We start from the raw sequence: 26,906 nt of genomic DNA, 5'->3' as shown, positions 1-26,906 counted from the left end.
CCGGACAGTCCGCCGAGTGTGGAGGGGACACTGCGCCGATTGAAATAAACGCAGGGCATGAAGCGATAACCGCTGCTCCTTTCCCCTGATGGCGCGCTGTACCTAGCATCGGTCATCCCTACCTAGACCGGAATGGAAATGACCGCCGCCGCCACCGTGCCACCCAGCCCCTTGCCCGAAGACCGCAGGGTCCTGCTGTCGCAACTGGTAGCCGGTCTGGATGGGAACAGCCTGTGGTGGCTGTCCGGGTTTGCCGCCGGGTTGGCGCAGGGTACCTCTCCCACTGCCCTTACCGTCATCTCCGGCGGCCAAGCCGCACAGCCAGCGCAGACCCGGCTGACCGTTGTCTATGGCAGCCAGACCGGTAACGCCCGCCGCGCCGCCGAGCAACTGGCCGCGGAGGCTGAAGCGGCCGGCCTGCCGGTGCGGGTAGTCCGCGCCGATGCCTACGCCACCCGTGAGCTGGCCAACGAGCGCCTGCTCTATATCGTCATCAGCACCCAGGGCGAAGGCGACCCGCCGGACGACGCCATCGGCCTGGTCGAATTCATTGCCGGCAAGCGTGCGCCCAAGCTGCCAGAGCTGAAGTACGCCGTGCTGGGTCTTGGCGACTCCAGCTATGTGGAGTTCTGCGGCATCGCGCGCAAGCTCGACAGCCGCCTGGCCGAACTGGGCGCCACCCGCCTGCAGGCTGTAGGCGAGGCCGACCTGGACATCGACAGCGTGGTCACGCCTTGGCGCAGCCAGGCACTGATCAATGCCCGCACTGTGATCGGCGAAACCGTCACCACCACGCCCAGCAATGTCACTCCCCTGCGCCATGCCGGCGCGTGGACCGCCCTGCACCCGTTCAGTGCCGAACTGCTGTCGCGCCAGGTCATCAGCGGCCGTGACTTCAAGGGCCCGGCCTATGCCAAGTACGGCAGCGCGGCCAAGTCCGTGCATCACCTTGAGCTTGCTCTGGAAGGCAGCGGCCTGCACTACGAACCCGGCGACGCACTGGGCATCGTGCACCGCAATCCGGCCGAGCTGGTCGAAGCGGTGCTGGATGTCACCGGCCTCGATGGCGCGCTGCAGATCGAACACGACGGCCACAGCCGACCGCTGGCGCAATGGCTGGGCGAGCATCGCGAGCTGACCCGTATCTCGCGCCCACTGCTGACGTCAGTAGCCGAGCGTAGCGCGCATCCGGAACTTGCGCGCCTGCTCGATCCGGCACAGAAGAGCGAACTGGCCGCCGTATTTGAAGACCATCAACTGGTCGACGTGCTGCGCCGCTGGCCAGCCGAGTGGAACGCCGAAGCCCTGCTCGGCACCCTGCGCCCCGCCGCCCAGCGCCTGTACTCCATCGCCTCCAGCCGTAAGCGGGTCGGCGAAGAAGTACATCTGACCGTCGACGAACTGCGCTACCACGCCCATGGCAGCGAGCACGTAGGCGCCGCCAGCGGCTTCCTGACCGCACTGGAAGAAGGTGCGCAGCTGCCGGTCTACATCGAAGCCAATGAGCGCTTCCGGGTACCGGCAGACAGCAGCCGCGACATCATCATGATCGGCCCTGGCACCGGCGTCGCGCCGTTCCGTGGCTTCGTACAGGAACGCGCGGAGATCGGCGCTACCGGTCGCAACTGGCTGTTCTTCGGCGCGCGCCACTTCAATACCGACTTCCTGTACCAGAGCGAATGGCAGGACGCGCTGCGCCGCAAGGAACTGCATCGTCTGGACCTGGCGTTCTCACGCGACCAGGCCGACAAGGTGTATGTGCAGCAGCGCCTGCGTACCCGCGGCAAGGATCTGTACGACTGGCTGCAGAGCGGCGCGCATCTCTATGTGTGCGGCGCCATCGCCATGGGCAAGGACGTGCATGCAGCACTGCTGGATGTACTGCGCGAACACGGCGGGCTGGATGAAGACGATGCCCGCGACTATCTGACTCGACTGCACACGGAGGGGCGCTATGGACGGGATGTGTATTGAGGCTTGAACGCTGCGATCTGATCCAGCACCGGCTTCGCGGCTCACGCCGCTCCTACAATCTCTGATTCCAGATAGCGAAAAGAATGAGCACCCACTCCGTTGAAAACATCAAGGCCGACAGCAACCGCTTGCGCGGATCCCTGCTGGAAAGCCTGGCCGATCCTGTCACTGGCGCATTGCGGGAAGATGACCAGACCCTGATCAAATACCACGGCAGCTACCAGCAGGACGACCGCGACGTGCGCGATGAGCGCCGCCGGCAGAAGCTGGAGCCGGCCTACCAGTTCATGATCCGCACCCGCACCCCCGGCGGCGTGATCAGTCCGGAACAGTGGCTCAAGCTGGACAGCATCGCCACCCGCTACGGCAACCATTCGCTGCGCATCACCACCCGCCAGGCGTTCCAGTTCCATGGCGTGATCAAGCGCGAGCTGAAGGCGACCATGCAGGCGATCAACGCCGCGCTGATCGACACCTTGGCCGCCTGCGGTGACGTCAACCGCAACGTACTGGTTGCCGCCAACCCGCTGCTGTCCAGCGCACACGCCACCCTGTACGCGGATGCCGCACGCACCTCCGAGCACCTGCTGCCCAATACCCGCGCCTATTACGAAATCTGGCTGGACGAAGAACGCGTGGCTGGCAGCGGCGCCGAGGAAGAGCCGATCTATGGCGCACGCTACCTGCCGCGCAAATTCAAGATTGGTTTCGCGCTGCCGCCGCTCAACGACGTTGACGTCTATGCCAACGACCTTGGCTTCATCGGCGTGCTCGATGAAGCCGGCGAACTGCTCGGCTATGACGTGACCATCGGCGGCGGCATGGGCGCTACCCACGGCGATGCCGAAACCTATCCGCGCATTGCCAACAGCGTCGGCTTCATTCCGCGCGACGCACTGCTCGATGTCGCCACCGCCACCGTCACCACCCAGCGCGACCTGGGCAACCGCGAGCTGCGCAAGCGCGCCCGCTTCAAATACACCATCGACGACCACGGCCTGGACACTGTTGTGGCCGAGATCGAACGCCGCGCTGGCATCCGCTTCTCACCCTCGCGTGCAGCCGCATTCGAGCACAGCGGCGACCGCTACGGCTGGGTCGAAGGCGACGATGGCCGCTGGCACCTGACCTTGTCGCTGCAGGCTGGGCGCATCGCTGATGTAGCCGGTGCCCCGCACCTGACCGCCCTGCGCGAAATCGCCCGCTTTGTTGAAGGCGAGTTCCGCATGACCGGTAACCAGAACCTGGTCATCGCCGGCGTGCCCGCTGCACAACGCGCGCAGATTGACGCCATCGTGCAAAGCGCGGGCCTGGACATCGGCAACCGCGCTCCGACTGCGCTGGCACGCGCGGCCATGGCCTGCGTCGCCCTGCCCACCTGCGGTTTGGCCATGGCCGAAGCCGAACGCTACCTGCCAGAGTTCAGCGCAAAGCTGCAGCCGCTGCTGGAACAGCATCAGCTGACCGATGCCCCCATCCTGCTGCGCCTCTCCGGCTGCCCGAATGGCTGCTCGCGTCCTTACCTGGGCGAGATCGCCTTGGTCGGCAAGGCGCCGGGCCGCTACAACCTGATGCTGGGCGCCGACCATCGTGGCCAGCGCTTGAATACGCTGTACCGCGAGAACATCACCGAGCCGGAAATCCTTGACGCACTGGCGCCACTCTTCGCCCGCTATTCCGGTGAGCGCGACGGCAGCGAAGGCTTCGGTGATTTCCTGCACCGGGCCGGCATCGTCACTCTTCCTCCCTACCCTACCCATCGCCATATTTCCGTGGAACTGCAAGCATGAGCGCCCTGCCCAAAACCTCTCACAACCCGTCGGTAACCCTGCCTGACGACCTGGGCCCGCTCAATACCCTGCTCGATTCGATGGACGCGCAGCAGCGCGTGGAATGGGCACTGCAGAACGCACCCGGCTCGCACGTGCTGTCGTCGAGTTTCGGCGCGCAGTCGGCGGTGACCCTGCACCTGCTCAGCAGCCAGCGCCCGGATGTACCGGTAATTCTGATCGACACTGGTTATCTGTTCCCGGAGACCTACCGCTTCGCCGACGAGCTGACCGACCGCCTCAAGCTCAACCTCAAGGTCTACCGCCCGCAGGTGAGCCGCGCCTGGATGGAAGCCCGCCATGGCCGTTTGTGGGAACAGGGCGTGGTCGGCATCGAGCAGTACAACAACCTGCGCAAGGTTGAGCCGATGAAGCGCGCCCTCGACGATCTGCAGGTAGGCACCTGGTTCACCGGTCTGCGCCGCAACCAGTCGGCAAGTCGTGCCAATACGCCGGTGCTGCAGCGCCGTGGTGAGCGCTTCAAGGTCAACCCGATTGCAGATTGGAGCGACCGCGACGTGTGGAAGTACCTGCAGGAGCACAAGCTGCCCTACCACCCGCTGTGGGAACAGGGCTACGTGTCCATCGGCGACTACCACACCACCCGCCGCTGGGAAGCCGGCATGCGCGAAGAAGACACACGTTTCTTTGGCCTGAAGCGCGAGTGCGGATTGCACGAAGAGATCTGAGCCGCGATACCGCCTTTTGTAGGAGCGGCGTAAGCCGCGAAGCTATTGCTGTATCAGGTCATGCGTGCAATTCGACCCAGATCGTCTGCTTCGCGGCTTACGCCGCTCCTACAAAAGCGAAATCGACGCCCGCCTCTCTGAGGCGGGCGTCGTTGTTTCAATACCGGTAATCCAGCTTCAACCAGAACGAGCGACCCGGCTCATTGATCCGCACCGGATCGGCCGGAAAGCCGAAATCCGCACTGCCAGCCAGATTCAGATGCTCGGCATAGGCGCGATCAAACAGATTGTCGACACCCACACTGGCACGCAGCCCGTCATTGATCCGATAGCCGCCGTTGAGTGACAAGGTCGCAAAGCCCGCACTCGGCCCCAGGTCCCGCGCGACTACATTGCCCTCATCCTGCGCCACCCGGTTCTGCCGGCTGACCGCACGCAACAACGCCCCCACCGACCAGCGCGCCCGCTCGTACGATGCAGAGAAGCGACCTTCCAACGGTGGAATCTGTGGCAGCGGCCGGTTCTCGCTGCGGTTCTCACCCCAGGCATAGGCCAACGTGCTGCCAAGCTTCCACGCCTGCGTCGGTCGCCACTCCAAACCTGCTTCGGCACCGGCGATGCGTGCATCCACATTGCGGGCCTGGGTACTGCTGCCCATCATGCCGCCGCTGCGGTACTGGAACAGAATGTAGTCCTGCAGGCGCCCGGCATACGCCGATACCCAGGCATCAAGCTTCTCGCTGCGGAACTGCAAACCCAGATCCAACTGCGTGGTCTGTTCCGGCCTCACGCCCGAGAAAGCATTGAGGCTGCCGACTGGCCCGGCATTGGCCGAGAACAACTCCCAGTAGTCGGGCATGCGCTCGCTGTGACCGATACCTGCATACCAGGTCCAGGCCTGGCCATGATCGCGTTCGTAGCGAAGGAAGCCGCTGCCGAGATCCTCCTGACGCTGTTGCCCCGCCGTTGGATTTGGCATGCTCATCATGCCGGTCGTCGCCCGCCGATCCTTGACCGTCGCCTTGTCCAACCGCAAACCACTGATCCAGCGCTGCGCCGTTCCTTCGCCCAAGGTGAGCTCGGTGAAAACGCCCTGGCTGCTGAAATCTGCATCACGCTTCCACGGCGTCTGCTGCCAGGTATTGCGCCCCATGCCGTTGCGACTGCGATGACGACTATCCTGCGCATCGATGCCGGCGACGACTGCCACATCCTGCCAGCGCCATTCGCTGCTGACGCGGCCGCCGCTGGTGCGCCGCTCCACATTCGAAGCCATCGGCATCGGCATGCTGCTGGCCGGGTTGGGCGTGCGCAGCGTGTAGTTGTCCATCAAGTGATCTGCATTGTTGTAATACAGATTGGCCTGCAGCTTGTCCCAGGCACCGGGCAGATTGTCGCGTTCGAACCGCAGGCCGTAGCTGTCGCGTTTGAATGCGGCGCCATCCATGCCACGCCCGGCGTAACGGGCAATCGCATCACCAGTGCCGGCTGTGAACTCAACCACGGTGTCAGCATCCGGCGTCCAACCGATGGCAGCATCGGCGTTCCACTTGCGCCAGCGCGACGGCACTACATCGCCATTGCCATCACGGTAGTCATCGGACTCGGAGCGGTTGCCGTTGACCCGTACGTAGCCGGGACTGCTACCAAACGTTGCATCCAGCATCTGGTCATTGCGATTGTTGGAACCGCCCAAGGCACTGGCCTTCAACTCCATGCCCGGGCCATCGAAGCGCGGCGTTTCACGCTCGAAGCGCACCGTACCGGCAGATGCCCCCGCGCCCCAACGCACGCTCTGCGGGCCTTTGATGACAGTCAAACGGTCATAGGTTTCTGGTGCGATATACGACAACGGATTGTCCATCCGCGATGGGCAGGCACCGATCAGATTGCCGTCATTGCTGAGAATGTTCAGGCGTGAGCCGGACATGCCGCGTAGCACCGGGTCGGCATTGGTGCCGCCGTTACGGATAGCCGAAAATCCTGGCACGGTTTTCAAATAGTCCGCGCCATCACTGGCTGGCACCGGCTGCCGCGGCAGGCGCGGATCGGTGATCCACTGCAGCGGCGAAGATGGCGCCACGGCGGTGACCACCAAGGTGTCCAGGGTCCGGGTCAGATCTCGCTCGGTAGCGTGGGCCAGAGATGGAAACAGCGCCATGCAGACGCAGACAGACAGGCATGCCGGAGCACCCGGCATACGGGAAAGGGATTTCATGCAATTCTCCAATACGACACGACCACGCGTTGCTCAACAGCAGCGCGCGGCAAACAGGAAAGGTGGCGTTATCTGGAGAGTGCGGGCGGCCCGCGTGGCGGATGCGCGGGCCAGCGCAGGCTTACGAGACGAAGCGTTTTGCGGGGAGATTGTGGCGCCAGTCGATACAGCAACGGCGCCAGTATCAGGATCACCGCCAACCATGGCAGCAGGCGCGATGCCATGGTGCAATAGTCGCAGGCTTCGCCATGGGCGGCGTGGGGATCGGCGGGCGGCGAAGGCTTCACATCTATTGCCGCCAGTGCCGGTGCCCGGTGCGACATATGCTGCATGTCGTGATGCCCTTCATGAACATCGGCTGGCATCGGCATCGCGACTTCATGCGCGGCATGATCCATTGCGTTCATCGGCAGCTGCTGGGATTGCAGCCAGCGGCTGACCACCGGCGCTACCGCCATCAACAAGGCAGCGGCAAAGGCCAGCAGAAGCACAAAGGATTGGAAGCGAGCCGAACGCATGACCCGCACATTTTATCGGCACGACAAATGCAGAGACTGCCGCAAAAGGTGCGACCGTTTGCCGCACACCCCATTCACACCGGCAGTCCGTAGTGCCGAGCCATGCTCGGCAGGGGCTTTGCCAGCAAAGCCTCACCCCGACGGCTGTTGTAGGAGCGGCGTAAGCCGCGAAGCTGACTTCAATGAAATGGCCAAATCATCTACAACCCGACTGACCACCAGCTTCGCGGCTTACGCCGCTCCCACAAGATTGGTCACAGTCTACGGGTAGAGCATCAGCGGAGCATGGCTCCGCTCTACCTCTGATCTCCTGTACGCGTGCGTGAAGCACAGTAGTGCCGAGCCATGCTCGGCAGGGGACTTTGCCAGCAATACATCACCAGTGCGGGTGTTGTGGGAGCGGCGTAAGCCGCGAAGCTGAGCTGAATGAATTCGCAGGATTACCTGCAACCGATTGGGCTATCAGCTTCGCGGCTTACGCCACTCCCACAAGATGTTCCAAGATGTATCGGTAAAGCCTCAGCGGAGCATGGCTCCGCTCTACCGGTGATCTGCTGCGTTTAGACCGTAATCGTCTGCGTCAACGATTCCCAGGTCGGCGGTATCGGCCAATCGGCCTGCTGATTGCCATCCAACACCCGGCGCAGATCACGCTTGTCGATCTGCGGTGCAAGCACGTGCACCAGCTCTAGAGCGTAATCACGCAATACGCGATCGCGTGGTAACACCGCCCAGGCGATGCACTCGGGGATCGATGCCGGCGCAGGCCAGGCGCGCAGGTCGGTGTCATTGGCGCTCACCGCCATCTCCGCAAGCAAGCCGACACCCAAACCGGTGCGCACATAGGTCTTGATCAGATCCGCGTCCAACGCGGTCAGGGTCAGGTCCGGCTCCAGATCCAACGCGGCAAATGCACGACGCAGCGACGAACTGGTGCGAGTGGAAGATTCATAGCTGATCAATGGATGGCTGGCCAATGCGGCCATGTCCGGCGTCACTCCAGCGCGGTCCAGCGGGTGGCCCTTGGGCACCAGCACCAAGCGGCGCCAGCGATACAAGGGCACCGCGATACCGGTACTTGGTTCGCCGCCTGCAGTACTGATGATGGCAATATCCGCATCACCCTGGCTCAGCAGATCCAGCGCATCACTTTCAGCAGCCTGCTGTAGATGCACGCTGACCTGCGGGTAGGCCAGTTTGATGCGTGCAACCGCTGGCGGCAGCACGAAACGCGCCTGCGTATGGGTGGTGGTCAGGATCAGCTGGCCGTGGCTTTCGCGACGCTGGTTGGCGGCGTAGGTGCGGATGTTGTTGGCTTCGGCCAACACGCTGCGCGCACGGCTGATCACTTCTTCGCCGGCCGGCGTCACCGACTCCAGGCTTCTACCCTTTCGCACGAACAACAGGAAACCCAACTCGTCTTCAAGCTGTTTGAGCTGTTTCGACAACCCCGGCTGGGTGGCATGCACCCGTGTCGCGGCGAGCGTGATGTTCAGCTCGGCATCGGCAATAGCAACGAGGTAACGCAGTTGGGTAAGTGTCATCGCAGTGTTGGAGAGAGATCTTCAGTAAGGAACTGTGAAGAATGTAGGCCAAAACGGTCTCGATACTTATAACCTAAAGTTATCTGACGTGGGGCGGTTTTCATTTCCGGCCCTGCGGGGCCGGCGCTACGGTCACGGTCCTTACTCCGACTACCTCCGCCATCGCCTTGGACAGCCCCTTGTTCCCCCTGTTTGCCGACCTCAAAGGTCGGGCCGTGCTGGTCGTTGGCGGGGGCGCGGTAGCCGAGCGTAAAACCGAGGCATTGCTGCGTGCTGGCGCCCTGCCCCGGGTCGGCGCACCGGCCTTGAACCCGGCGCTGCAGCAATTGGCCGATGGCGGCCGCATCCAATGGTTGAATGGTCAGTTCGATCCGTCCTGGCTGGACCAGGCGATCTGGTTGGTGATTGCCGCCACCGACGATACCGCCATCAACCGCGCCGTCGCCGAGGCCGCCGAAGCGCGCCGGATCTTCGCCAACGTGGTCGATGATGCAGCGCTGTCCGGCTTTCACGTACCAGCAGTGGTGGAACGTGGACCGCTGCAGATCGCCATCTCCAGCGGCGGCGGCGCACCGATGGTTGCCCGCCATGTGCGCCGCCAGATCGAGGAACTGTTTGATCAGGCCTGGGGCCAGCTGGCGCAGCTGGTCAGTCGCAAGCGCGGGCTTATCCGCGAGCGCTTCCCCGAGTTGGCCGCGCGCCGTCGCTTCTTCGACCGGCTGATTGAAGGCCCGCTGCTCGGTCTGCTGCGCGCACGCCAGTCGATTGCTGCCGAAACCCAGCTGCTGCTGGACCTCGCGGCCGAAGCGCCGGTTCATCCTGGCTCGGTGGTACTGGTTGGCGCAGGCTCCGGCGATCCCGGCCTGCTCACCCTCAACGCGCTGCGCGCACTGAATCAGGCCGATGTGATCCTGCATGACCGTCTGGTCAGCGCCGAGGTTTTGCGACTCGCCCGCCGCGATGCCGATTTCATCAAGGTAGGCAAATCCGCGCAGGGCCATAGCACCGCGCAGGAGCACATTCATGCTTTGATGCTGGAGCATGCCCGCGCCGGCAAACGCGTGGTGCGGCTCAAGGGCGGCGATGCATTCGTGTTCGGCCGTGGTGGCGAGGAGCTGCAGTTCCTGCGCGCGCACGGCATCGCCTTCGAAGTGGTCCCCGGCATCACCGCTGCGCTGGCCTGCGCCGCTTACGCCGGCATTCCACTGACCCACCGCGATCATGCCCAGCAGCTGCGGCTGGTCACCGCGCACTGCAAGGACTCGCTGGACACGCTGGATTGGAAAGCACTGGCAGAGCCGCGACAGACCCTGGTGTTCTACATGGGCGTGGCCGCGCTGGCGCAGATCCGCAGCCACCTGCTCGGCGCCGGATTGGCCGCCAGCACGCCATTTGCCCTGATCGAAAACGGCTCGCGCGCCAACCAACGCGTAGTCAGCGGGCAATTGCGCCAGCTGCCCGAGGTCGCGGCGCAGCATGATGTGAAGTCTCCGGCGCTGCTGATCCTCGGCGACGTGGCGGCGCTGGCCGATGAACTGCACTGGTTCGGCGACGCCCCGCTGCACGCAACGCCACCTGTTTCCTCACTTTCCGCAAAGACAGCACCGCCCACACTGGCCGACGCCGCCTGACCACCTCCCCGGAGATTTCAATGGCTCTGTACAACAGCATCCTGGACACCATCGGCAATACCCCGGTGGTCAAGCTCAACCGCCTGGCTCCGGCCGGCGTCGACATCTACGTCAAAGTTGAGTCATTCAACCCGGCCGGTTCGGTCAAGGACCGCTTGGCACTGGCCATCATCCTCGACGCCGAGAAGAAAGGCCTGCTCAAGCCCGGCGACACCATCGTCGAAGCCACCTCCGGCAATACCGGCGTGGCATTGGCAATGGTGGCCGCTGCGCGCGGCTACAAGTTCGTCGCCACCATGGTGGAAACCTTCTCCATCGAGCGCCGCAAGCTGATGCGCGCTTATGGCGCCAAGGTGATCCTGACCCCGGCCGCCGAGCGCGGCAGCGGCATGGTGCGCAAGGCCAAGGAGCTGGCCCAGCAGCACGGCTGGTTCCTGGCCAGCCAGTTTGCCAATCCGGCCAACCCGGCCTATCACCGCCAGACCACCGCCGCCGAGATCCTGCGCGACTTCGCCGGCAAGCGCCTGGACTACTTCGTCAGCGGCTGGGGCACCGGCGGCACCCTCACCGGCGTCGGCGAAGTGCTGAAGCTGGCCCGTCCTGAAACCCGCATCATCGCCACCGAGCCGGCCGGTGCCGCGCTGTTGGCCGGCAAGGATTTCGCCCCGCACAAGATCCAGGGCTGGACCCCGGACTTCATCCCGGAAGTACTCAACCGTAGCGTCTACGACCAGTTGCTGTCGATCCAGGACGAACGCGCGATTGAAACCTCGCGTCGGCTGGCTGCCGAGGAAGGCATCTTCGTCGGCATCTCCTCCGGCGCCACGGTTGCCAGCGCACTGGATGTGGCCGCCACTGCCGAGGCCGGCTCGGTGATCCTGGCGATGCTGCCCGATACCGGCGAGCGTTACTTCTCCACGCCGCTGTTTGCCGACATCAACGACGGCTCCGACGACGACTGGCTGGCCGGCCTTCCGTAACCGTCGTTACTTAATCCGTCAGCAACGCGAAGGCCGCCCAGTGCGGCCTTCGCGCGTTTTCGCGTCTTTAAATCACAGCAGGTGAGACTGGACGGGCGCAGACTGCAGCGGTGCCCGGCATGGCGGTTGCCGTCACATTTTTCTCATACATCGCAATGGAAGATCACGGCCATGAACATTGAAGTTTGGCAGGGCGACATTACCGAACTGGCGGTTGACGTCATCGTCAACGCAGCCAATGAAACCCTGCTTGGCGGCGGCGGTGTGGATGGGGCAATCCATAGGGCCGCAGGCCCCGGCCTGCTGCGCGAATGCGAACAGCTGCCCGAGCTGCGTGCAGGCGTGCGCTGCCCTACCGGCGAAGTGCGCGCCACCGGCGGCCACAATCTGCCGGCCAAGCACGTGTTCCATACCGTCGGCCCGGTGTGGCGCGATGGTCGCCACGATGAGGCTGCGCTATTGGCCAATTGCTATTGGCAGTCGCTGCGCCTGGCCGAGCAGATGGGTCTGGAGTCGATCGCGTTCCCGGCGATCAGTTGCGGGGTTTATGGCTACCCGCTGCATTCGGCGGCAGTGATTGCCGCGACCGAGACCATGACCTGGCAAAAGAGCCATGCGCGGCCCTCGCGGATTGTGCTGGTGGCTTACAACGCTGCTGCGTTCAAGATCTATCAGCAGGCATTGGCCAGCGCTGGGCCGATGCAGGAGCAGGCGGGCTCTGTGCTGGCGTCGTTTGCGGGTGGATTTGCGCCTGCGCATTGAGGGCTTGGCTGTTCAGGAGCCAAGCAAAAGCAAAAACCTACCCCTCCCCAGCCCTCCCCTTCGCTGCGCGAAAGGGAGGGGTAAAGGCGGCTACCCGCGATCTGTCCGACCTTCATGAACAGCCCCCTCCCTTTGCTGCAGGCAAGCGGAGGGTTGGGGAGGGGGAGCTCTTAGCAGCAAACCCATCACCCCAGCTCACCAGCCACCCCATAAACCCAGGCATCAAAAAACCCCTGCAGCGAGCGCCCCGCCGCACGCTCCATCGCCTTCTGGAAATCTGCCGTAACCACCGACTTTCCATCATTGGCCTGCGTGTACTCGCGCAAACCGCGCCAGAACAGCTCCTCGCCTAATTCCAACCGCAAGCGGTGCAGCACGTAAGCGCCTTTCTTGTAGACCACCGCACGATCATCGGCGCTGGGTTTGTTCCAATCCGGGTATACCAATGGCCGATCAGCGCCCTTATCCCGCAGCGCCAGCACCCGCTGCTCCCAGCCCTGCACCATCGCCTGGTACGCCGCTTCGCCCTGCGCGTGCTGCAGCCACGCAGCGGTCATGAAGTTGGCAAAACCTTCGTTGAGCCAGAAGTGTTCCCAGCTCTTGCAAGTAATGCGATTACCCCACCATTGATGCGCGGCCTCGTGCGCCATCAAGCCCGTCTGGGTGGAATCTGCAAGTACCTCCTGCCCATAGGCTTCGGACATCAGCGATAGCCCAGCCATTTCCTGGCCGATGGTGCGTTCCACCAAGGCCTGACGGTAATCGCCCTGATACGCCAGGCCCGCACGCTCGGCGAAGAAATCAAGCATGTCGCCAGTGGCCGCGAACAGCTGGCGCAGTTCCGCTTCGGTGCGATCCAGCGAGTAGTAATGCAGCTTGCTGGCAGCATGCGACTGTTGCGCATGCCGGTAAGGTGCCGCCGCAAAACCGTAGACATAACCCGGCATCGGTGTGCGCAGCTGCCAGCGGTGCTCGATGCGACCATCCTGCAGCTGCCGTGACGGCAAGGCATCGCCTACCGCGGTGCTTTGTAGATCCTTGGGTAGACGCAATGCCAGCATCAAGGTGGCGCGCTCGTCCGGCGCATTGACCGAGGGCATCCACTGATCGGTGGAGAAGATGGTGTAGACCTCATTGCGCGCCGGTGCGAACTCCAAGCCGAAACGCGGCTTGCCGTGGTAGTGCAGGCGCACGCTGGTCTCCTCGCCGGCGGTCAACGGCGCTGCCAGACTGACGGTCAGCTTTCCATCGGCCTGCTGGAAGTTCACCGGCTTGCCATTGTGCGCGGCTGAATCGATGAGCAGTTCGCCACTGTCCAGAACCAACTGCTGTAGTGGAGCGGTTGCGTTGAATCGGACAAGGGTTTCACCCTGCAGCTGACCAGCGGCGATATCCAGATCGAGAGTGGTTGCGTAGTGCTGGATGTCGAAGTTTCGTAGTTCCGCAGCGAAGGCGGGTACGGCTATGGTCGATGCGAACAGTCCCAGCACGATTCTGCGATGCATCCGATCATCCCCAACGGAAAATCTGATTGTAGGGCTGTGCTGCGGAAATCGTGGAAATGGTGAATTTGTGGGAGCGGCGTAAGCCGCGAAGCTTGCGAGGCTGAAGCCCTACAAGGTGTTTGCAATTGCAGCCATGCTGGTGGTTTGATCGGAACCGACTTCGCGGCTTACGCCGCTCCCACAAAAACAACAGCCAAAAGCAGAAAAGAAAAACGCCGGCTGTTAGCCGGCGTTTTTTTATTCACGTGGGGCGGCTTATCAGCCTTCCCACTTGCCCTGTGCAGCCAGGCCGTTTTCCTTGGCACGCTCGTACACGGTCTTCTGTGCGGCAGCGTAGTTGCCCTTCATGTCCTTGGCCCACAGCTTCAGTGCAGCCTGCTGCATGGCACGGCCGTAGGAGAAGCTCAGCGGCCACGGCAGGGTGCCCACTTCGTTCATGGCATTGAGGTGAGCGGTGGACTGCTCATCGCTCTGGCCGCCGGACAGGAACACGATGCCCGGCATGATCGCCGGCACGGTCGACTTCAGGCACATCACGGTCGACTCAGCCACTTCCTCGATATCAACCTGCTCGTCGCAGGTCTTGCCCGGGATGACCATCGAGGCCTTCAGGATGGTGCCTTCCAGCACCACGTTCTGCTGGTACAGGGCGTCGAACAGCGAACGCAGGGTGGCTTCGGTGACTTCGTAGCAGGTCTCGATGTCGTGGTCGCCGTCCATGATCACTTCCGGCTCGACCATCGGCACCAGGCCGCATTCCTGGCACAGCGCGGCATAACGGGCCAGCGCATGGGCGTTGGACTCGATGCAGGTGCCCGACGGCATGTTGTCGCCGATGTTGATCACCGCACGCCACTTGGCGAAACGCGCACCCAGCTTGTAATACTCCTGCAGGCGCTCGCGCAGGCCGTCCAGGCCTTCGGTCACCAGCTCACCGGGGCAGCCGGCCAGCGGGTGCGCACCCTTGTCGACCTTGATGCCCGGGATCATGCCGTGGTCGGCCATGTACTTGGCGAACGGCACGCCGTCCTTGGTCGACTGGCGGATGGTTTCGTCATACAGGATCGCGCCGGAGATGTGCTCGTTGAGCTTCGGCGTGGTCAGCAGCAGTTCGCGGTAGGCACGACGGTTTTCTTCCGTGTTCTCGATGCCGACGCTTGCGAAGCGCTTGGCAATCGTACCGGTGGATTCGTCAATGGCGATGATGCCCTTACCCGGGGCGACCATGGCCTGGGCGGTTTCAGCCAGCAGTTCGATGCTCATGAGGTTCCTGTGACAGCGTGCGGGAAAACCCGGATTATAGCCCGGCACGCTCACCGGCTGGCTGCCCGCAAGGTCTGGAACCGGTTTCAGGCTGTCATGTCAGGACAAAGCCTGTCCGCTCCGATCAACTTTTGACCGGAGCGGTGGCTTGCCACAGGTACCGCTTAGAGGTCGCCCAGACCGCTGGCGCGGCCGTCGTTACCCACTTCCAGCAGACGCAGGGTATTGGTGGCGCCATGGGTTTCCATGTGCTCGCCGCTGGTGAACACCACGCGATCACCAGCTTCCAGCAGGTTGGACTCGACCAGCAGACGGATGCTGCCGCGCGCAGCCTCGCGCGGGGTGAAACCACGGCTGTCGAAGTTGATCGGGAACACATCGCGCATCAGCGCCATCTGCCGGCGCGCACCGTCATGGCGGGTAACCGCATAGATCGGCGACTTGGCGCGGAAGCGCGACAGGTAGCGCGCGGTACCACCGGATTCGGTCATCGCCACGATGGCGCGCACGCCCACGTGCTGGGCCAGGAACATGGTCGCCATGGCGATGGCCTGGTCAGCACGCTCCAGGTTGCGCGGCGAAGCGTTGAAGTCGGTCTCGGTCTGGAACTGGCGCTCGGCGCCCAGGCAGATACGGGCCATCGCCTCGACCGCCTTGACCGGGTAAGCACCGGCTGCGGTTTCAGCCGACAGCATCACCGCGTCGGTACCGTCGATGACCGAGTTGGCCACGTCCAGCACTTCGGCACGGGTCGGGATCGGGCTTTCGACCATGGACTGCAGCATCTGCGTGGCGGTGATCACCACCTTGTTCTGCGCCAGCGAGGCCTTGATGATCTTCTTCTGCAGGCCCGGCAACTCGGCATCGCCGATTTCCACGCCCAGGTCGCCACGCGCCACCATCACCACATCGCTGGCGTCGACGATCTCTTCCAGGTTCTCGATGGCTTCGGTGCGTTCGATCTTGGACACCAGCGCGGCATAGCAGCCATGCGACTCGGCGATCTCGCGCGCATCGTTCATGTCCTGCGCATTGCGGCAGAACGAGACGGCGATGAAGTCCACGCCGATCTTGGCGACGATGCCGATCAGCTCCTTATCGCGCTCGGTCAACGCGCCCAGCGACAGACCGCCGCCCTGCTTGTTCAAGCCCTTGCGGTCGGACAGCACGCCGTCATTGAGCACGGTGTTGATGATGCGATCACCCTGCACTTCAACAACCTGCAGCTGCATCAGGCCGTCGTCGAGCAGCAGCACGTCGCCCGGCGCCACGTCCTGCGGCAGGCCGAGATAGCTCACGCCCACCTGATTGGTGTCACCGGCCGGTGCCGAGGTGCTGGCGATCAGGTCGAAACGGTCGCCGGCCTTGAGCTTGATCTTGCCTTCGGCAAAACGCTCGATGCGGATCTTCGGGCCCGGCAGGTCGGCCAGGATGCCCACTTCCACGCCTACGCGCTGGGCGGCGGCACGCACATCAGCTGCACGCTTGGCCTGGCCGGACGGATCACCGTGGGAGAAGTTCAAACGCACAACATTGACGCCGGCGCGGAACAGATCGTCCAGCACGCCCGGCGCGTCAGTTGCCGGCCCGAGGGTGGCGAGGATCTTGGTGCGGCGCTGACGTTCAATCATTGTGCGTGGTCTCCCTAATAGACCGCCGAAAGTAGCACATCCATTGCATGACAACGATGTCGCATACGATTTCATACGACACTTTCTGCTGTGTCCCAAAGACAGGCCAGACAGTCAGTTTGGACATACCGTACGGTATGACAACGCGGGACCTATAGCAGGTTTGCATAGGTCGATAAGCCAAGCACATAGTTCAGCACGCGGATGTTGCTGTTGCGTGTTGGCTCGAAGGGAAATCATGCTGCTTTGCAGCAAGAGAAATTGACAGTGGAGACATGCAGAGGACATCGGGTGACAAGCGGCGCCAGCGCGGCACGGACACCGAAGGGCCTTCCCAAGTACCCTTCAGATCGTCATTCCCGCGCAGGCGGGAATGACGAATCAATATTTACTGTGCGCTCAAAGCATCGCGGCTCCGAGTGCGGGAGCCGCGAAAACCCCAAGCCCATCAATCAACCGCGCAACACCGCCGCCAACTCATCCGGAGTAGCCGCCAACGCACCAGCCCCGGCAGCCTGCAACTCTTCGCGACCACCAAAACCCCACAGCACACCGACATTGCGCATGCCATGGTGACGCGCGCCTTCGATGTCCATGCGCCGGTCACCGATCATCCAGCACTGCGGCGCCTGCAATTGCAGACGCTGCAAGGCCTCGGCGATCAACTCCGGCTTATGGCTGCGCGAACCATCTTCGGTTGCGCCGATGATGTCCTCGAAGCAGCCACCAAACGGCAGGTGCTCGACGATGCGCCGCGCATGCGGCTCGTTCTTGGCGGTGACCACGGCAAGCCTATGGCCGGCCGCGTGCAAGTCCTGCACGACATCACCGATACCCGCGTAGATGTCGTGTTCCTTCCAGCCATGCACATCGAAACGCTCGCGGTACAACTCCACCGCCCGCTCCACGCGCAGGGTGTCGCCAAACAACGGCTTGAAGCTGGTACGCAGTGCAGGGCCGATCCACTTGCGCAGCTCGGCATCCCCCGGTACCGGTTGATCCATCTGTTCCAGTGCATAGGCCACGCAGCGGGTGATGCCGACGGCTGAATCAATCAGCGTGCCGTCGAGATCGAAGAAGAAAACATCGCGGCTCACTGGCCGCGAGCCTCCAACGCTGCAACCGCCGGCAAGGTCTTGCCTTCCAGGAACTCCAGGAACGCGCCGCCACCGGTGGAGATGTAGCTCACCTGCTTGGCGATGCCGTACTTGTCCACTGCGGCCAGGGTGTCGCCACCGCCCGCAATCGAGAACGCATTGGAGCCGGCGATGGCCTTGGCCATTGCTTCGGTACCCTTGCCGAACGCATCGAACTCAAACACGCCGACCGGGCCATTCCAGACCACGGTGCCGGCCTTGGCGATCAACTCCGCGTACTGCGCAGCAGTCTGCGGACCGATATCCAGAATCATGTCGTCAGCTTCCACCGCATCGACCGCCTTGACCGTGGCCGGCGCGTCAGCGGCGAACGCCGAAGCAACCACCACGTCGATCGGCAGCGGGATTTCAGCGCCGCGGGCCTTGGCATCGGCATCGATCTTGCGCGCGGTGTCGAGCAGGTCGTTCTCGACCAGCGACTTGCCCACGCCATGGCCCTCGGCAGCGATGAAGGTGTTGGCGATACCGCCACCGACGATCAGCTGGTCGACCTTGCTGACCAGGCTGGACAGCAGTTCCAGCTTGGTCGAGACCTTGGAGCCGGCCACAATCGCCAGCAGCGGCCGCGCCGGATTGGCCAGCGCCTTGTCCAGTGCGTCCAGCTCAGCCATCAGCAGCGGGCCACCAGCGGCAATCGGAGCGAAACGGATCACGCCATGGGTCGAGGCCTGCGCACGGTGCGCGGTACCGAAGGCATCCATCACGAACACGTCGCACAGCGCGGCGTACTTCTGCGACAGCGCCTCGTCATCCTTGCCCTCGCCCACGTTCATGCGGCAGTTTTCCAGCAGCACGATCTGGCCGGGGGCCACGTCGACGCCGTCCACCCAGTCCTTGACCAGCGGCACGTCCACACCCAACAGCTCGGACAGGCGCTTGGCCACCGGCGCCAGCGAATCGGCTTCGCTCCACACGCCTTCCTTGGGACGGCCCAGGTGCGAGGTCACCAGCACGGCAGCGCCTTTCTCCAGCGCCAGCTTCAGGGTCGGCAGCGAGGCGGTGATGCGCTGTTCGGAGGTGATCTTGCCGCTCTCGTCGATCGGCACGTTCAGATCCTGGCGGATCAATACGCGCTTGCCGGAAAGGTCGAGGTCGGTCATGCGAACGATGGACATGGCAGGATCAGCTCCGCAAAGTAGGGGGAAACCGCAATTCTCGCCCGCCCCGCCGACCGGGGCAAACCTTGAGTGAAATGGATGTCAGCGCGCCTACCGCAACCCGAGCTCTCCAGCCCCCGCCTGCGCCTGCGCGAGGTCCGTGATGACGACGCTGCGGCGCTGTTCGCCATCCACAGCGATGCGGGGGTGATGCGCTACTGGAGCTACCCGGCCTGGACCAAACTGGAACAGGCCGAACAGAAGATTGCCGACATCCAGCGCCAGCGCCGCGAACTGGACATGCTGGTCTGGGCAATTGCCGACGCTGACACCGACTTGCTGATAGGCAGCAGCTCCATTTTCTACATGGACCTGACACAGGCGCGTGCCGAGATCGGTTACAGCCTGCATCCCGACTGGCAGCGCCGCGGCCTGGCCAGCGAAGCCCTGCAGCTGGTGCTGGGCTACGTGTTCAACGAGCTGGGGCTGCGTCGTATCGAAGCCGACATTGACCCACGCAACCTGCCCTCATGCCGCCTGGTGGAAAGTTTCGGCTTCGTCCGCGAAGGTCTGCTCCGCGAACGCTGGCACGTAAACGGCGAAATCTGCGACAGCGCCATCTACGGCCTGCTACGCCAGGATTTCAAACTGCAGAGCCGAGCCATGCTCGGCTGAAGCCTTACCAGTCGTCTCACCGTTGTAGGAGCGGCGTAAGCCGCGAAGCCGAAAATGCGAAAGCTGCCTGAGCTGACTGCAACTGCAGCCATCTTGCCAGTTTCCTTTGCACCAGCTTCGCGGCTTACGCCGCTCCCACAAGTGCACCGAGAAAGCCCCTGAGCATGGCTCGGCACCACGGCTGGTCTCTAAGACAGCCTCTGGGCGCGCAATGGGATCTTGCCCAGCGCGCAGAACACAGCTGTCACACCGAAGCTGCACCAGCTACCGACGAATAGTTCAGAAAGAAGATCATGCGACTCGGGCGGCTGTGTGCTTCCCGAAACAGACCAGGCAGCCCATAACCCTCCGCCCAGCAACGTTGTGAATAAACACAACCGCACAGCATCCAATCGCCGCGCCCAATAGAGCAACGCCATCACCGGAATGCATATGAACAGTAGACCGATGTAACCGAAGGCTACGGAGACTATCGCTACCAAGGGCGAAAGCAGGGCCAGGTCAAACGAGGTAAATGGCCCCGGCAAACTGACGCCAAGCCCGGTCAGTGCGAACAGTGGCGTAAACAGCGGCGCGGCGAACGCCAGTTCGTCTGGTGAGGGACCTTCCAGCTGTGGGAATCTTCTGGACATCACTGTTCAGACCCTTCGGAATATTGTGAAAAGCAGCTGCCTTCGCAGAGCACTCACCAGCGCAACTCATAGCTCGGCAGAGATCACCGCAGCGCAGGTGAAGTCTTTGCCTAGCCTGGCTCAGCACTACGACCTCGGGCTTCATCCAGATGATCGTAGATATCCAGCTCCAGCCCAATGCCGCGCATCGTCAACTGCAACAGAGTTTCCGATGGAAGCACCAGACCATCATTTGATGAGCCCATGAAAACCCCACAGAAGAAATCCATGCTGTACCTGCTGCCGAGTAACTTCCACGTGGCAAGCTCAGATGTCATCTTCCCAAGCAGCTCCGTGATCTGCGCCGCGAAGTCCTCAGGCGACCGATCAATGGAACATAGCTTACATCGTCCGGTTGGCTCGACGTACTTCACCCTATCGCTGCCAATGATACGAGCATCGCCTTTTGCGGCAGCCGAGGTTGGATCACACCCAAGCAGCGCTGAAATCTCGGCAGGCACCAGATCGTCTCCGAACACACGGAATGTGACTACAGAACTCTCGGCGATGCTCATTCGAGATACCCCAACTGTTTGGCCGAATGCCACGGAATCCATTGGTCAGAAAATCACAGCGGCAGGCGATGCACGATGAAGTTCACCACGTTCTCCATCGCGCCCGGATCAACATTGCTCAAGCCGATCACCACGTAGCCCGACTCAGGCAGCACCACCAACGACGTATTCGCGCCTGGTGCACCACCTTCGTGCCCGTACTGCCGCTCCGTGCCCTGCCCGCTGACCATGAAGCCATAGCCATACCAGGCTTTGTTGTTCTGCGGTGATGTGGCCAGCGCCAATGATTCGGGTGATATCAGCCGACCAGCGCGCAGTGCTTCGGCAAACTTCAGCATGTCGCCAACCGTGCTGTAACCACCACCAGCTGATGTGCCGCGCCATGGCAGCGTTTTGGTTTCCTGCACCCACTCACCCTCAACCTTGGCATAGGCAACCGCACGCGCCGGCACAGCCGCGGATTCCGGCTCCGAGCCAGTCGCGCTCATTCCCGCAACACGATAGATATGCTGATCCACATAGTCGTAATACGACTGCCCGCTCACCGCCTCGACGATCGAGCCGAGCAGGATATAGCCGTAGTTCGAATAACCATCCTCACTACCCGGGGTTGAGCTTGGCGGCGCGGCACTGGCAAGGCTCCAGTAGTCGTTCAAGGTCCGCAAGGATTGCGAGCGCTTTTCGAATTCCTCACCGAACACGTCACCAAGGCCGCTGGTGTGATTGAGCAGCTGGCGGATGCCGATTGCCCGGGCCACTTCCTGGTCAGGATAGTTCTCAAGGTGCGTGGCGACCGTGTCATCCAGCGACAGTTGGCCCGCCTCCTGCAACTGCAGGATGGCCACGGCAGTGAACATCTTGTTCAATGAGGCCAGACGGAACCGGGTTGTTTCATCCACGCCAACAGCGCGCTCGCGGTCTGCGGCGCCGCCATGCCAGCCCAACAAAACCTTGCCGTTCTTCGCCACCAGCAGTGCACCGGACAAGGTGTCGGCAGCACGCGCGGCATCCAGCCTTGCCTTGCCTGCAGCCAGCACCTCTGTCCGTGACATCCGCTGCGGCTTGAACTCATCCGGCAGGTCCATTCCTTCCAACTGCAGCTTGGTGACATCAAACCGGTCCGCAGGATCCAGATCCAGTGTCGCCAACACCCCACGATCAGTCATCTCCGACAGCAAGATCAGCTGCGCATTGTCCGCCGTGCTGGATTTGACTCCCAATAATTTGAACGTACCCAGTGATTGACGGATATCCAGAAAGCGTTGCGCCTCCTGCCCAACCTTGTAGTTGGCCAGGAACGTCTGCAGCGCGTCGCGCTCACCGCTGTTGTATGCAGCAAGCCACAATTTGAAAACCTGCTCGGCATGGGCATCGGGCAACGGCTGCCTGGCAGCGGCGACAGTCGAAAAACCAAGCAGAACTGCAACCGCAAATGACTTCAAACGCATAAGCCAGCCGATCCTTTCCATTGCCGGCAACGCCTGTAGTGCCGAGCCATGCTCGGCAGGGGCATTACCGACCAAATTCGGTTGTAGGAGCGGCGTAAGCCGCGAAGCTGATAAACCAACAGAGAAGAAAACCAACCCCTCCCCGGCCCTCCCCTTCGCTTTGCGAAAGGGAGGGAGACAAGCTGGTCAGGCGCACTGGGAAGGCCCCTGCCGAGCATGGCTCGGCACTACATCAGGTCTCTTTTTTTTCTGCGCGACTGCTGCGAATCAGGCTGAACGCAAAACCAGCTACCGCCAGCGCGCCAAACACCAAAACCACCCACAACACGATGTTTTTCCAATCGCGCGGTGCTTCGACCTGCTGATAGGCCGCATCGCCGGCACGCTGCGCACCCGCGCCCAACGTCGCTGCGACCGGCTGCCATTGCGCGCCGTTATGAGCACGCAAGGCCTCCAACATCGGATCCAACGCTGCCTGCGCTTTGCCTTCATCCGCGCTGCCTGCAACCAACAGGTAAGGCGCGCGGCCCTGCGCAAGAAACACCACGCTGCCGGGGCGATAGCCCAACCGCAACGCAGGTGCAGCAGCAGGCACCGCGCCGGGCTCTGCCTGCAGACGCCACTGCCTGTCATCAACGATGCCCGACGTTTCCAACGGCAGTGAACGCTGCTGCTTGCCGGCCTGGCTGAGGTTCCACGCATTCCAACCCGTGGTCAGCGTCTGCCAGACCGGTTCACCATCGGCAGCGCGCGCGCGGTCTTCGTCGCGACTGGAGACGGTCCAGCTCACCGCACTGTTCGGCGGCATCACCACATCCAATCGCTGCACCGGGAATCGCCCCTGCAAGCGGTACAGATAGCCATCCTTGCCGTTGCCGCCCGCAGCAGCCTGAAGTTCCTGCCACTGCCAATCGCCAACCTCGACCGCATCGGCGAACTCACCGCGCAGGCCCTGCAACTGCGGCGCGCCGCTGCGCTGCAGCGGTACCAGACGCAGATAGCGCAGACCTGATTCGACCTTGATGCTGTTGCTGCGCAGCTCATTGCCCTGGTTGCGCAGCTGCACCAACCGCACCTGCGGATCCAGCACCTGCCAGCCACGCAGGTCGTCGCTGCCTTCGAGGCGATAGCCCAGATCCAAGGTTGCCGCCGTGTCACTCCAATCAACCAGCAGTTTGTGCAGCTTGCCGGCCTCGTCACCGAGATCGATCAGCCATACCGGGTCAGCGCTGCTGGCCGCGGTTGCCGCGCCCACCGAATTGCGGATGGATACCACTTTGCCAGCAGTATCGCGTTCCACCACGATGCTCAGGTCCTCATCGCCGCCTGCGCTGGCTGCAGGCAATGCAAACCACTGCAGCGGCGCGATACGCAGCGCGCCGCCCAGTGGTGTTGCAGCGGCATACACCGCGCTGGCCACCGGCTTGCCGTCGGCATCGATCACCCGCACATCGCGCAGGTCACGCCAATGCACCGCCGAATACACCGTTGCATCCAGCGGCACCCGGTAGGCGCCGGCATCGGGCTGGGACAACTGCAGCGGCCATTGCCCGGCAAAGTCATCGGCGGCGATTGCGCTGAAAGGCAACAAGGCCAGTACCAGCAGGCGCTTGATCATGCGGTTGTTTCCTCGTTGTTTGTTGCAGCACCCAGCCGTCGTGGCGGTGCTGGCGCCAGCCAGCCAACCAAGGTGCACAGCAGTCCGTAGGCGATGAAGGCACCGATACCGAGCAGGTCACCAAGATTGCCGCGGTCTACCAGCAGCAGCTTTGCCAGCACCACGCTCATCAGGATCGCACCGGCTAACCACAGTCCCCATTGACCACGACGCGAACCGCTGATCCAGCCGATCACACCCAGCAGGCTCCACACCACGGTCAGGCTGGTCTGCGCCAACTTGGTGCCGAGCAGGCTTTCGTTCCACGGCACATCACCCCAGTGATGCACGGCACGCAGCGTCATTATCGTGACAAGTACCAGTGCAGCCACTGCCGTGCCCACCAACTGCATCGGCAGCACTGCTGCGCTGCCGTTCTGGCGCAGGCGCATTGCCAGCAGCGCAAGCACCGCGATCTCAGCGAGCTCCAATGGGTTGAACACGACAATCCATGGCAGCGGTGCTGCCGAACCGGCGCTGGCCAAGGAGGTCAACCACCACAAGCCCAATACCGCGAATACCGCCATCTGCAAGGCTGGGCGATAGCGATCAAACGCCTCGCCGAGCGGCTGCGACAGCCACGCCCAGCGATACATCGACAGCACCGCCAGCAGCAGCCACGGCAGCGACAGCAACATGCCTACCCAGCCTTCGGCCAAGCTGAAGCGATCGCCGATATGCCAGGCCAGCAGCGACAGCACGGTCGGCCACAGCAGCCACCAGGCCAGCTGTGCCAAACCGGCGACCACACCGCTACCTTCGCGCAGGCACATCAGGCTGCGCACGCCCAAGGCGGCGAATACCGTCCACGCAATCGCCCCATAGCCCGCGAACGGCTGTCCGTACTCGGACACCTGCAGGAAGGCCACCGGGAAGGCCATCACCAGACAGCCCAGTGTGGTCAGGGACAGTGCCAATGCAGGCGCACGCCGTTGCACTTCCGCCGCCAGCCAACCGGTCACACCGAGCAGCAGCAGCACTGCGTGCAGGCGACTGTCGATCTCGACGAAATCACCGATTTCCAGGATCACGTTGCCCAGCCACCAGGCCAATGCCCACAGATAAGCTACAGTCGCCACCTGCAGATTTCCCGCGCTTCGGTACCACCATGCGGTGGCGAAGCCGGCCACGGCGATCAGCAAGGCGCCCATGAAGGCAGCGTTGGCGATGGCAGTAGTGGCGCTGAGATGGCTGCCCGACACGCCAATCGCCAAGGCTGCGGCGGCAGCCAGTTGCAGGCCAATACCCGTCCAGCGCGCCAGTCGACGCTCCTGGGTCAGGCCCAGCCAGACCAGGCCCGCGCCCTCCAGCGCGAACACCGACGCGGTTGCCTTGGCCGACAAGGCCAGCGGAACCGCCAAGGTGGCAAAGCCCACGGCGAGAATGGCGTAGCCGCGTGCCAACACATTCAAACGTTCGTTGTTGATCAGCGTGCGCGCCAATACTGCGTACAACGCCGCTACGCCCAGTGCACAGAACGCCAACGGCATGCGATCGCCCTGCAGCAACGCGGCCTGCAACGAGAAAGCGATCAGCGGCGTACCAAACAGCAGGCAGCCATCGATGCGCGCATTGCCGGCGGTACTGGCCTTGCGGGCATACAACAACGGCAACAGCAGATAGAACACGAAGAACAACACCAGAAATGGCTCGGTGCTGTTGAAATTGGCCGGGGTGTATTTCAACACCCCCCAAGCGGTACCAATACCCCAGGTGAAGGCAAAACCCAGCAGGTTGAGGATGCGCCACGGCCGCACCCAGGCAATGGCGAAGATGCCGGCATTGAGCAGCGCGTAATACGAGAACAGTGCCACATGGTTGCCGCTACCGTCCGACAACCAGATCGGTGCCATGAAGCCGGCCAGCACACCGAGGATGGCCAGGGTTCTGCTTTCCTGCAGCACCGCCATCACCGACAGGCCGGCAATCAGCACCACACTCAATGCAAATGCGGCGCCCGTACCGATCATTCCGTAGTTCTTGCAGGCGGAAAACACCACCAGCAACAGGATGCCGATCATGCCGCCCTGCATCGCCAGGGCGAAGGTGCGGTGGCTCTCACGCTTGCGCCACGCGAACACCAGACCTGCCAAGGCAGCGGCACTGATGCCGGCCAGACGCAGGCTCGGCGGCACCACGAACCAGCCCTGATCGCTTGCGTACTTCAGCAGTGCGGCAACACCGGCCAGCAACACCAGCATGCCGACCTTGACCGGCACATTGCCGCTGGTCAGCCATTGTTTGGCGTAGGCCAGCGCACGTTCGATGAAATTGGGTTCGGCCGGCTCTGCCGGCTCGGTCCGAGCCCAAACCTGCTCCGGAGGCGGTTCACGGCGCGCAGGAATGGGGCGGCGCGGCTCGCTTGCCAGTGGATCCAGTGGGTCTGGCCGGGGCGGCAATGGCGGTGGTGCCGGAACAGCAGGCTCAGGCGCAGAGACTGGCGCTGCGGCCACAACCGGCTCGGCAACAGAATCTTCCGGATCCACCTCCGGTTGCATCCAAGCATAGGGCTGGGCGGCCTCGGCGCGCTGCCGCCGCGGCGTGGCTTCAGTCTCACCAGCATCCAGTCGCGCTTCGAGCACGGCCACGCGGCGCTTGAGCGAGGACACCGATACCAAGGCAATCACCAGCAACACCGGCATCGCCAATGCAGCCAGTACCAGCAGTACTACCAACAACACCCAACCCTCGTCCATTGATCATCCTTGTGCACCTGAACGTGCTGCATCACCTTATCCACGCCACCTGAAAACGCAAGGTGCCCCCAGTCAGCTTCAGCCCGCTCCGCTATCGCAATGCTGTTCACCCAAGCATTTGAGCCACCTTGAGCCCAAACAGACCACCCTTTGTGGGGGGGGGGGGGGGGCCCCGCCCCCCGGGGGGAAAACGTGGAGGGGAGTAAACAGCGGCCGCCCCCCCCCCAGCAGGCGGGGGGGGGGCCGCCCCCCCCCCACCCCCCCCCCCCCCCGGGGGGGGGGGCGGGCCGGGTGGGCGGGGCGGGGCGGCCCGCCTCCCCCCGGCCACGCACACGCGGGGGGGGGGGCGGGGGTGGGGGGCGGGCGTACCCCCGCCAAGCCGATAGCAATGCGCTGCCATTTGGCCTGCGATCTCCGCGCAGGCAGCCGGCTTGCCTTCAACCGGC

Annotated in this window: 20 protein-coding genes; 7 read left to right on the top strand and 13 right to left on the bottom strand. The window is 63.1% G+C overall.

The window, feature by feature from the left end:
• The first annotated feature begins 138 nt into the window (after positions 1 to 138).
• The 3 genes from ACVOMB_RS16345 (at position 139) to ACVOMB_RS16335 (ending at position 4,492) form a co-directional block, all read left to right on the top strand.
• Entirely contained in the window at positions 139 to 1,974 is a 1,836-nt protein-coding gene (locus ACVOMB_RS16345; protein WP_481532143.1) for an assimilatory sulfite reductase (NADPH) flavoprotein subunit, read from the top strand.
• Between the two features lie 83 nt (positions 1,975 to 2,057).
• Positions 2,058 to 3,764: an assimilatory sulfite reductase (NADPH) hemoprotein subunit gene (gene cysI, locus ACVOMB_RS16340; protein WP_481532142.1), complete on the top strand. Its 1,707-nt coding sequence runs from the start codon at positions 2,058 to 2,060 to the stop codon at positions 3,762 to 3,764.
• On the top strand, positions 3,761 to 4,492 hold the full coding sequence (locus tag ACVOMB_RS16335; RefSeq protein ID WP_481532141.1) for a phosphoadenylyl-sulfate reductase: 732 nt from the start codon (positions 3,761 to 3,763) through the stop codon (positions 4,490 to 4,492). Before cysI ends, ACVOMB_RS16335 begins: the two co-directional genes overlap by 4 nt.
• A gap of 157 nt (positions 4,493 to 4,649) precedes the next feature.
• Here the strand turns inward: ACVOMB_RS16335 and ACVOMB_RS16330 are convergent, their stop codons facing one another.
• The 3 genes from ACVOMB_RS16330 to ACVOMB_RS16320 form a co-directional block, all read right to left on the bottom strand.
• On the bottom strand, positions 4,650 to 6,710 hold the full coding sequence (locus tag ACVOMB_RS16330) for a TonB-dependent copper receptor (RefSeq protein WP_481532140.1): 2,061 nt from the start codon (positions 6,708 to 6,710) through the stop codon (positions 4,650 to 4,652).
• Positions 6,711 to 6,778: 68 nt separating this feature from the next.
• Positions 6,779 to 7,228, bottom strand: coding sequence for a DUF2946 family protein (locus tag ACVOMB_RS16325; protein ID WP_481532139.1), 450 nt, complete (start codon positions 7,226 to 7,228; stop codon positions 6,779 to 6,781).
• Between the two features lie 560 nt (positions 7,229 to 7,788).
• On the bottom strand, positions 7,789 to 8,772 hold the full coding sequence (locus tag ACVOMB_RS16320; protein WP_481532138.1) for a LysR family transcriptional regulator: 984 nt from the start codon (positions 8,770 to 8,772) through the stop codon (positions 7,789 to 7,791).
• Positions 8,773 to 8,951: 179 nt separating this feature from the next.
• Between ACVOMB_RS16320 and cysG the strand changes: the two genes are divergently transcribed.
• The 3 genes from cysG (at position 8,952) to ACVOMB_RS16305 (ending at position 12,145) form a co-directional block, all read left to right on the top strand.
• Positions 8,952 to 10,403 carry a siroheme synthase CysG gene (gene cysG / locus ACVOMB_RS16315; protein ID WP_481532137.1) on the top strand — a complete coding sequence of 484 codons (1,452 nt, stop codon included), beginning with the start codon at positions 8,952 to 8,954 and terminating at the stop codon, positions 10,401 to 10,403.
• 20 nt (positions 10,404 to 10,423) lie between these two features.
• Complete coding sequence (gene cysK / locus ACVOMB_RS16310) at positions 10,424 to 11,383, top strand: cysteine synthase A (protein ID WP_481532136.1); 960 nt, start codon at positions 10,424 to 10,426, stop codon at positions 11,381 to 11,383.
• Between the two features lie 171 nt (positions 11,384 to 11,554).
• Positions 11,555 to 12,145: an O-acetyl-ADP-ribose deacetylase gene (locus tag ACVOMB_RS16305; RefSeq protein ID WP_481532135.1), complete on the top strand. Its 591-nt coding sequence runs from the start codon at positions 11,555 to 11,557 to the stop codon at positions 12,143 to 12,145.
• 185 nt (positions 12,146 to 12,330) lie between these two features.
• Here ACVOMB_RS16305 and ACVOMB_RS16300 read toward each other — a convergent pair whose 3' ends face one another.
• The 5 genes from ACVOMB_RS16300 to ACVOMB_RS16280 form a co-directional block, all read right to left on the bottom strand.
• The gene (locus ACVOMB_RS16300; protein WP_481532134.1) at positions 12,331 to 13,650 is read right to left on the bottom strand and encodes a M1 family metallopeptidase; all 1,320 of its coding nucleotides are present in this window, start codon (positions 13,648 to 13,650) and stop codon (positions 12,331 to 12,333) included.
• Between the two features lie 258 nt (positions 13,651 to 13,908).
• Entirely contained in the window at positions 13,909 to 14,913 is a 1,005-nt protein-coding gene (locus ACVOMB_RS16295) for a class I fructose-bisphosphate aldolase (RefSeq protein ID WP_481532133.1), read from the bottom strand.
• A gap of 164 nt (positions 14,914 to 15,077) precedes the next feature.
• Positions 15,078 to 16,544, bottom strand: a complete 1,467-nt coding sequence (gene pyk, locus ACVOMB_RS16290) for a pyruvate kinase (protein WP_481532132.1) — start codon at positions 16,542 to 16,544, stop codon at positions 15,078 to 15,080.
• 452 nt (positions 16,545 to 16,996) lie between these two features.
• On the bottom strand, positions 16,997 to 17,641 hold the full coding sequence (locus tag ACVOMB_RS16285; protein WP_481532131.1) for an HAD-IA family hydrolase: 645 nt from the start codon (positions 17,639 to 17,641) through the stop codon (positions 16,997 to 16,999).
• Entirely contained in the window at positions 17,638 to 18,816 is a 1,179-nt protein-coding gene (locus ACVOMB_RS16280) for a phosphoglycerate kinase (protein WP_481532130.1), read from the bottom strand. The genes ACVOMB_RS16285 and ACVOMB_RS16280 overlap by 4 nt, the downstream gene beginning before the upstream one ends.
• Positions 18,817 to 18,897: 81 nt before the next feature.
• Here ACVOMB_RS16280 and ACVOMB_RS16275 point away from each other — a divergent pair, with 81 nt between their 5' ends.
• Positions 18,898 to 19,473 (top strand): GNAT family N-acetyltransferase, encoded by a 576-nt coding sequence (locus tag ACVOMB_RS16275; RefSeq protein WP_481532129.1) that lies wholly within the window; start codon positions 18,898 to 18,900, stop codon positions 19,471 to 19,473.
• 188 nt (positions 19,474 to 19,661) lie between these two features.
• On the opposite strand, the gene ACVOMB_RS16270 is transcribed toward ACVOMB_RS16275, so the two are convergent.
• The 5 genes from ACVOMB_RS16270 to ACVOMB_RS16250 all read right to left on the bottom strand — a co-directional run bounded on the left by ACVOMB_RS16270 (position 19,662) and on the right by ACVOMB_RS16250 (position 26,460).
• Positions 19,662 to 20,105, bottom strand: coding sequence for a hypothetical protein (locus ACVOMB_RS16270; RefSeq protein ID WP_481532128.1), 444 nt, complete (start codon positions 20,103 to 20,105; stop codon positions 19,662 to 19,664).
• 110 nt (positions 20,106 to 20,215) lie between these two features.
• Complete coding sequence (locus ACVOMB_RS16265) at positions 20,216 to 20,659, bottom strand: DUF4279 domain-containing protein (protein WP_481532127.1); 444 nt, start codon at positions 20,657 to 20,659, stop codon at positions 20,216 to 20,218.
• Positions 20,660 to 20,712: 53 nt separating this feature from the next.
• Positions 20,713 to 22,107 carry a serine hydrolase domain-containing protein gene (locus ACVOMB_RS16260; protein ID WP_481532126.1) on the bottom strand — a complete coding sequence of 465 codons (1,395 nt, stop codon included), beginning with the start codon at positions 22,105 to 22,107 and terminating at the stop codon, positions 20,713 to 20,715.
• A 232-nt stretch (positions 22,108 to 22,339) separates the two neighbouring features.
• A complete protein-coding gene (locus ACVOMB_RS16255; RefSeq protein WP_481532125.1) occupies positions 22,340 to 23,725 on the bottom strand; it encodes a DUF3999 domain-containing protein in 1,386 nt (461 codons plus the stop codon).
• Positions 23,722 to 26,460, bottom strand: a complete 2,739-nt coding sequence (locus ACVOMB_RS16250) for a DUF2339 domain-containing protein (RefSeq protein ID WP_481532124.1) — start codon at positions 26,458 to 26,460, stop codon at positions 23,722 to 23,724. The genes ACVOMB_RS16255 and ACVOMB_RS16250 overlap by 4 nt, the downstream gene beginning before the upstream one ends.
• Positions 26,461 to 26,906 lie beyond the last annotated feature (446 nt).

Source organism: Stenotrophomonas sp. STEN018, from assembly GCF_056760235.1.
Note: the sequence above shows the minus strand (reverse complement) of the source record. Positions and strands in the feature narration are given on the sequence as shown.